Consider the following 234-nt stretch of genomic DNA (forward strand, 5'->3'; position numbering starts at 1 on the left):
TCTGCGGATTCAACAGAGCAGAACGATCTTATCGACATACCCAACGAGGGTGAAGTTCCCCGCCTTGGCAATATACCACAATGGGATCTGGACAGCTGTATACGGAATCGCGGCGATAGCGAGACCATGGCGACGGACACCTCGTGCGTACAGGAGCATTCCCCCGATGAAGCCAACACCAGCAAGAAGTACTGGCGGCGCTCCCTCTATAACACCAGCATACAGATGTGTTGC

At 54.3% G+C, this 234-nt stretch carries 1 pseudogene; it reads right to left on the reverse strand.

The annotated features are described in order from the left end of the window. Positions 1-9: 9 nt before the first annotated feature. Positions 10-234: pseudogene (locus tag EXE42_RS20010) on the reverse strand (hypothetical protein); the annotation flags it as partial.

Source organism: Halorubrum sp. SP3 (genome assembly GCF_005435195.1).
Lineage (GTDB): Archaea > Halobacteriota > Halobacteria > Halobacteriales > Haloferacaceae > Halorubrum > Halorubrum sodomense.